The sequence below is a fragment of the Leifsonia sp. SIMBA_070 genome (assembly GCF_046534635.1).
Classification (GTDB): domain Bacteria; phylum Actinomycetota; class Actinomycetes; order Actinomycetales; family Microbacteriaceae; genus Leifsonia.
Map to the genome: position 1 here is coordinate 1 of NZ_JAWRYK010000156.1, position 288 is coordinate 288.

General features: G+C 54.2%; 1 protein-coding gene. It reads right to left on the reverse strand.

Annotation, left to right across the window (positions count from 1 at the left end; all coding sequences use genetic code 11):
• A partial coding sequence (locus SB754_RS19820; RefSeq protein ID WP_410784098.1) for a DUF3299 domain-containing protein occupies positions 1 to 288 on the reverse strand: 288 nt, incomplete at both ends.

The following is a 288-nucleotide window of genomic DNA, read 5'->3' on the forward strand; positions in this document are numbered from 1 at the left end:
GGGGGTGGCTCATGGATGCACGCACCGAAATAGGGGACCAGTAGGAACTCGGTCATACCGGCCGGGTCGAAATCCAGGGGCAACAGATATCCGGCGATCGCTACCCGCTCGCCATCGTACTTCTGTTCGATAACCGTTCCACGTCTCTCGACTTCAGTCGCCCAGGCAACGTATTGTGCATAGAGCGCATCAAGATTGATGCCTTGTTTTGCGAGGTTTTCCCTTTTGGTATCGACGCTTTTCTTGGCTTCTTCGCGCTGAAGAGCAAGCTCTCCCTCTAAATCACCT